Genomic DNA, 5281 nt, shown 5'->3' with positions numbered 1-5281 from the left:
CATAATCTCCTCCACAACCCCCATCTGCCGCTCAAACTCCGCGCTCCATTTCGTCAAACGGTAGCCCCCGCCTGCCGATTCGGTGAGGCAGAGCGTATCGCCTTTGCGGGCTCCGAGGCGCGCCATGACGTCCTCCGGGAGAATCACGCCGGCGGATTCGCCCGTGCTGATGATCTTGAGCTTGTGCATCACATTCTCGCTTACCACCCCAACCCCAATTCCCGCACAACCCATGTTGCATATACGTTCCAAATAACCTATAAAAGATTGCAAGCCGAGCGAGAGGAGGCACCCTCTCACCCGGCTCTGACCACCAGAAAAAGGAAGCTTTTCCAATGGCTGCAATCAGCGATACCAAAACCGCCCCTGTGGCGGAAGTGATCTTGTCATCTGTGGTGGTGATTCTCCCGGGCGACGTCGAATGCGGCGTCACGGTCCCGGCAGGGAAGGGGGGCCGTCATGCATGAGGCTCTCGATCCGCGCGGCCCGCAGAGTACGCCACCGCAAGCCATCGCGCCGCAAGCCATCGCGCCGCAAGCCACGCCACCCCAAGCGCCCCCGCATGATGTCTCGCGGGAGGACATCACCTGGCTCGACCGCGTCTTCGCCGGTCGCTCCGCGGCCGAGATCGCGCAGATGAAGGCGGTTCTCGACGCCTATGCCGCCGCCGCGCCGCCGCCCGCCATGCCCGAGCGGGATCAGATCGCGCTGCTCGACGTCACCGACGATCTCGACCACCTGCGCGCCCTCTTCACCGCCCTCGACATGGCTCTGGCCGACCTCCAGAACCGCGATTCCCGCAGCGCCCTGCGCACCCTCGCCGACACCATCCACAATCACCTGCGCACCATCTGCGACAGCATCGAGCGCACCCGCCACAACCCCGCAACACCAGACGGGGAGGGCGGGCCACCAACCCAATAACGGCCCCGTTGCCGCCCCATGCGGGCGATGCAGGGCGCGCCCCCCTCTCCCTTCGTGGAGAGGGGATGGGGGTGAGGGGCGCTGATGCAGGGCGGGGCGCTTCACCGGAAAGCGTCTCGCCGCCACCCTCACCCCTGTCCCCTCTCAACAAGGGAGAGGGGAACGCCGGCGGCAATCGCGGCGCAAAAATCATCAGCCACGCGGGTGATGCAGCACACGCTCCCCTCTCCCTGGTGGCAGCATGAAAGCGTGACCGGCCCGCAGCAATCCGCCTTGCCGCTCAGTGCATCATCAGAACCGGCACCGTCATGCTCTCGAGAATGCCGCGCGTGGCGCCGCCGAGGACCAGTTCGCGCATGCGCGAATGGCCGTAGCCGCCCATCACGATCAGATCCGCGCCGTTATCGGCAGCATGCGAGAGAATGCTGTCTGAGACGCTGCCGACATTGGTCAGCATGCGCGCCTTCGCCTTGATGCCGTGCCCGCCCAGAACCTTCGCGAGGCGTTCGCCCCGCTCATGCTCGGCTTCCGCGCCAGTGGAGACCCCGACGATTTCGACGGTGCCGGCCTGCTTCAGGAGCGGCATCGCAGCCGTTACAGCCTTGGCAGCCGTCGCGCTTTCGTCCCACGCCACGATGACGTGGTCGAGCTTCATCGGCGCGCGCTGGATGTAGGGCACGATCAGGAGCGGACGCCCGGAACCGAAGAGCATGGCCTCGACGAAGAGCGGCCCGCCCTTCTCGCGATCGGAGCCGGGCTGCTCGACCACGGTGAGATCATAATAGCGCGCCATCCGCTCAAGCTGTGCGGCGCAGCGATCCATCATGCCCTGCAGGACGAAGCCGTCGACATGCACCCCGACTTCCCCGGCCTTGGCCTCATAGGAGGCGAGACGGGCCTGCGCTTCCTCGCGGCTGGCGGCGCGCGCCTGCTCGAGCACGGCACTCGGCATTTCCGGGATGACATAGCTCGGCATCGTCGGATCGATAGCGATGCCGGCCGCGCGGGTGCTGGCGTCGAAGGCCTTGGCCAGAGAGGCCGCATAGGGTCCGACGGCTTTGGCCTCAGGGCTGAGAACGACGAAGATTTCCTTGTAAGACATGCACTTTCCTCCTGTGGCCGACCGCCTGCAGCCTGCGGTTCATCTTTGTCTGGCCTGTCATGCACGAGCATGCTGATGCTGCCCAAGCTTTGCATTGATCTTTCGCAACGCTTGCCGCGCGCAGCCCGTTCCCCGCGACCTCAGCCCGAGAAGCCGGCGCGCACCAGCGCCTGGGCGACTTCCGTGAAGCTGTCGCGCGGGATCGGCTGGCCGATCTTGCCCTCGGTGATGAGGAGCTTGAAGAGTTCGGGATTGCTCTCGATGGCGATGCCGTTTTCATGCGCCACCTCCCTCGCCCGCGTCTCGTTATCGGCGAGCGCCTTGGCGGCGAGCATGGGGACGCCGGATTGCTCCGGCTTGTAGGCGATGCCGATCATGCCGTTCGGGCCGGCGATCCAGAGATTGGCGGCTTTGGGTCCCACGAGTCCGGCGGTATCGGCCATCTCCTTGCGAATGCGATCGCGCTCGCCCCGGACATGCGGATCGCCGAAGGATTCCTTCATTTCCCGCTTCATCTCGGTCTGAGTCATCATGTTGTCGCGTTTGAACAGGATGCGGGCAATAACGATATCAATCACTGCAAATATCAGGATTAAAAATGTGGATATGAGAATGATATAGAGAATGATTGTTCCGCCAACATCAAAGATGCATCCCATTCCACAAGTTGGAGACCAAATAACATCACCGATAAATCCACGAAGTATTACATAAATACATACAAAAAAGATGATAATTTTTGCGGTGCTCTTGAGAAGATCAATAAAGCTCTTCAGGTTGAAAATATTTTGTATGCCCTCTGCGGGATTGAATTTGGCAAAATTCGGAGCCAGAGATTCCATTGAGAACAGAAAGCCACCGACATCGAGCATCGTTGCGACAAGCGCTCCGATAATGGCGATCGCCATGACGGGCAACGCGAGCTCAAGCGTCAGACGGACTGTCATCCGCGTGGCTTCATGCAGGCGCTCATCGAAGGGGGCACCGTTGAAGACGGGGTTGTCGATGAAGGCGACCGCGAAACTGTCGATCATCGAATCATATGTCGCGAGCACGTAGAAGAGCACCGAGATCAACGTCACCGCGCCGGTGATCTCCTGGCTGCGCGGAATCTGACCCTTGTCGCGCAGTTGTTTTAGTTTCTGGGGAGTGGGCTCGAGAGTGGCCTCTTCGGTATCATCCTTGCCCGACATCCCCTGCTCCTTCCGGCCTTATTCCCGCACCTCCCCCATCAGCAGGAAGGCTTCGACGAAACGCATCAGTTCGCGCCAGTCGTCGAGCATGTATTCTTCGAGGAACAAGGCGTAGAGCGGGATGAAGGCGCATACGCACAGGTTCTTCACGATTGCGGCGAATTCCGAAACCTCGATTTCCTGCGCGATCCGGTGGCCGAAGACGAGGGTCAGATCGATGACAATCAGCGCGATCATCAGCGGGCCCGAAATGATGACACCCAAGGTGAACATCCGCGTCAGCAGGTCACCGATCGCCGTCACCGTCGCCACCCCCATCGGAGGGGCGACGTCACTGATGCTCAATATGCTGTAGGAATGGTAAATTAATTCTATCACCAATTGCAGTCCGCCAGCGACCACGAAGATTGCCAGCGAGGCGTAGAGCAGGACGACACCGGTCAGCGAGTTCTCGTCCGCGTTCACCGGATCGGCGACATTGGCCATGCTGGCGCCGCGAGAGACGTCGATGATGTCGCCCGCTGCCTGGATGCCCCAGAAGGGGATTGCGATCAGAACACCGAGCAGCAGGCCGAAGACGAATTCCTTGATCAAGATGGTCGCGATCACCCACAGATCGGGAATTCCCATCTGCATCAGTTGCGGCTCGATCAGGGGCACGAGCGGGATCGTGAGCACGATTGCGAGCGTGGCACGGATGGTGCCGCGGACGTTGAGGGCCGTGAACAGCGGAAAGATCTGCAACACGGCGATGATGCGCGCAAAGCCCGTGGCAAAGGCCAGCCCGGTCCACATGTAGCGCCCGAGCCAGGCTGTGATGATCTCGTCGAACTCCGTCATCGCCTTACCGGGTCATGGTATGGAACGAGGCGAAGAGCGTGCGTGAATAATCGAAGAGCGGCGCCGACATCGGCACGCCGCCGATTATCAGCACGGCGAGGATGACGATGATCTTCACAAGCTGCGGCAGGGTCTGGTCCTGGATCTGGGTTGCGGCCATGAGAATGGCGAGCACGACACCCACCACCATCGCCGCGATCATCGGCGGCGCCACGATGATCAGGCCCGTCAGGAAGCTGGCATAGATCTCCTCGACGAGGCCGGACGAGCCCATGCGTCAGCCTCCCGGCACGTAGGAGAGCACCAGCCCCTGCAACAACCGCGACCAGCCGTCAATGAAGACGAAGAGCAAGAGCTTCAGCGGCGTCGAGATCACCGTCGGCGACAGCATCGACATGCCCATCGCCACGATGATCACACTGACGACGAAATCGATGACGAGGAAAGGCAGATACAGCAGGAAGCCGATCTCGAAGGCGCGGGTCAGTTCGGAGATCAGGAAAGCGGGCAGAAGTACCACGATATCATTTTCCGCGACCTGCATCTCGACATCGTACTGCGCCCACAGCGTCGTGGTCGTCTCGACGAAGAAAGTCGTGGCTTCCGGTCGTGAGTGCAGTTGCAGGAAGCTGATCAGCGGCACCGTCGATTCCCGGAAAATGACCTCGAAATCGGCCATCGTCTCGTAGCTCTGGCGCGGATCAGTGATGATTCCGTACATCTCACGCAGGATCGGCGCCATGATGAACAGGGTGAGAACGATCGCCACCGTGTTGATCAGCACACCCGGCGGCGTCTGCTGGATTCCGAGCGCGTTGCGCACCAGGAAGAGGACGATGGAGATCTTGGCGAATGAGGTGGCGGCGACGACCAGGAAGGGGATGACGGCGATGATCGCCGAAAGGACGATGAGCGAAAAATACGTCGGGATCGCCAGATTCGTCATCGCGCCAGCTTCGAGACCCGCACTCCGATGGCTTCACCCAGACGCACCAGCTCACCCGTGCCGACGCGGCGTCCGTTCGCGATGATGTCCACGCTCTGGCTCAGCGGCTTGCCCAGTTCGAAGACATAACCGGCGGTCAGGCTTTCGAGCTCCGATAACGGGATCTCGAGCCGCCCCAGTTCGAAGACCAGCTGGACCGGGATCTCGTCGATGCTGCCTGTCGGCGCTGCCTGATCAGGCTTTTCGGGTTGTTGGGTCACACGCGCATCCATTGAA

Annotated in this window: 8 protein-coding genes; 1 reads left to right on the top strand and 7 read right to left on the bottom strand. The window is 61.2% G+C overall.

From position 1 onward, the window contains the following. Positions 1 to 189 (bottom strand): transcriptional regulator (locus VKP01_RS07150; RefSeq protein ID WP_324411471.1); only part of this gene is annotated, 189 nt, incomplete at its 3' end. A gap of 270 nt (positions 190 to 459) precedes the next feature. Between VKP01_RS07150 and VKP01_RS07145 the strand changes: the two genes are divergently transcribed. After that, a complete protein-coding gene (locus VKP01_RS07145; RefSeq protein WP_324411470.1) occupies positions 460 to 924 on the top strand; it encodes a hypothetical protein in 465 nt (154 codons plus the stop codon). Between the two features lie 280 nt (positions 925 to 1204). Here the strand turns inward: VKP01_RS07145 and VKP01_RS07140 are convergent, their stop codons facing one another. The 6 genes from VKP01_RS07140 to sctQ all read right to left on the bottom strand — a co-directional run. Further along, positions 1205 to 2026 (bottom strand): universal stress protein, encoded by an 822-nt coding sequence (locus VKP01_RS07140; protein ID WP_324411469.1) that lies wholly within the window; start codon positions 2024 to 2026, stop codon positions 1205 to 1207. A 140-nt stretch (positions 2027 to 2166) separates the two neighbouring features. Beyond that, the gene (locus tag VKP01_RS07135; RefSeq protein ID WP_324411468.1) at positions 2167 to 3219 is read right to left on the bottom strand and encodes an EscU/YscU/HrcU family type III secretion system export apparatus switch protein; all 1053 of its coding nucleotides are present in this window, start codon (positions 3217 to 3219) and stop codon (positions 2167 to 2169) included. An 18-nt stretch (positions 3220 to 3237) separates the two neighbouring features. Continuing rightward, positions 3238 to 4059 carry an EscT/YscT/HrcT family type III secretion system export apparatus protein gene (locus tag VKP01_RS07130; protein ID WP_324411467.1) on the bottom strand — a complete coding sequence of 274 codons (822 nt, stop codon included), beginning with the start codon at positions 4057 to 4059 and terminating at the stop codon, positions 3238 to 3240. 4 nt (positions 4060 to 4063) lie between these two features. Beyond that, positions 4064 to 4333 carry a flagellar biosynthetic protein FliQ gene (locus tag VKP01_RS07125; protein ID WP_324411466.1) on the bottom strand — a complete coding sequence of 90 codons (270 nt, stop codon included), beginning with the start codon at positions 4331 to 4333 and terminating at the stop codon, positions 4064 to 4066. 3 nt (positions 4334 to 4336) lie between these two features. Continuing rightward, the gene (gene sctR, locus VKP01_RS07120; protein WP_324411465.1) at positions 4337 to 5005 is read right to left on the bottom strand and encodes a type III secretion system export apparatus subunit SctR; all 669 of its coding nucleotides are present in this window, start codon (positions 5003 to 5005) and stop codon (positions 4337 to 4339) included. Beyond that, on the bottom strand, positions 5002 to 5281 hold a 280-nt coding region (gene sctQ / locus VKP01_RS07115; RefSeq protein ID WP_324411464.1), incomplete at its 5' end, for a type III secretion system cytoplasmic ring protein SctQ. The genes sctR and sctQ, both read right to left, overlap by 4 nt.

This window comes from Saliniramus sp. (genome assembly GCF_035311605.1).
Classification (GTDB): domain Bacteria; phylum Pseudomonadota; class Alphaproteobacteria; order Rhizobiales; family Beijerinckiaceae; genus Saliniramus.
The sequence above is the reverse complement of the archived record's forward strand: the minus strand, read 5'-3'. Positions and strand labels throughout refer to the sequence as shown.

What these genes read in the sequence shown, in the direction of transcription:
- VKP01_RS07145 (WP_324411470.1), top strand. Translation starts at nt 460, where the DNA reads ATGCATGAGGCTCTCGATCCGCGCGGCCCGCAGAGTACGCCACCGCAA.
- VKP01_RS07140 (WP_324411469.1), bottom strand. Translation starts at nt 2,026, where the DNA reads ATGTCTTACAAGGAAATCTTCGTCGTTCTCAGCCCTGAGGCCAAAGCC.
- VKP01_RS07135 (WP_324411468.1), bottom strand. Translation starts at nt 3,219, where the DNA reads ATGTCGGGCAAGGATGATACCGAAGAGGCCACTCTCGAGCCCACTCCC.
- VKP01_RS07130 (WP_324411467.1), bottom strand. Translation starts at nt 4,059, where the DNA reads ATGACGGAGTTCGACGAGATCATCACAGCCTGGCTCGGGCGCTACATG.
- VKP01_RS07125 (WP_324411466.1), bottom strand. Translation starts at nt 4,333, where the DNA reads ATGGGCTCGTCCGGCCTCGTCGAGGAGATCTATGCCAGCTTCCTGACG.
- sctR (WP_324411465.1), bottom strand. Translation starts at nt 5,005, where the DNA reads ATGACGAATCTGGCGATCCCGACGTATTTTTCGCTCATCGTCCTTTCG.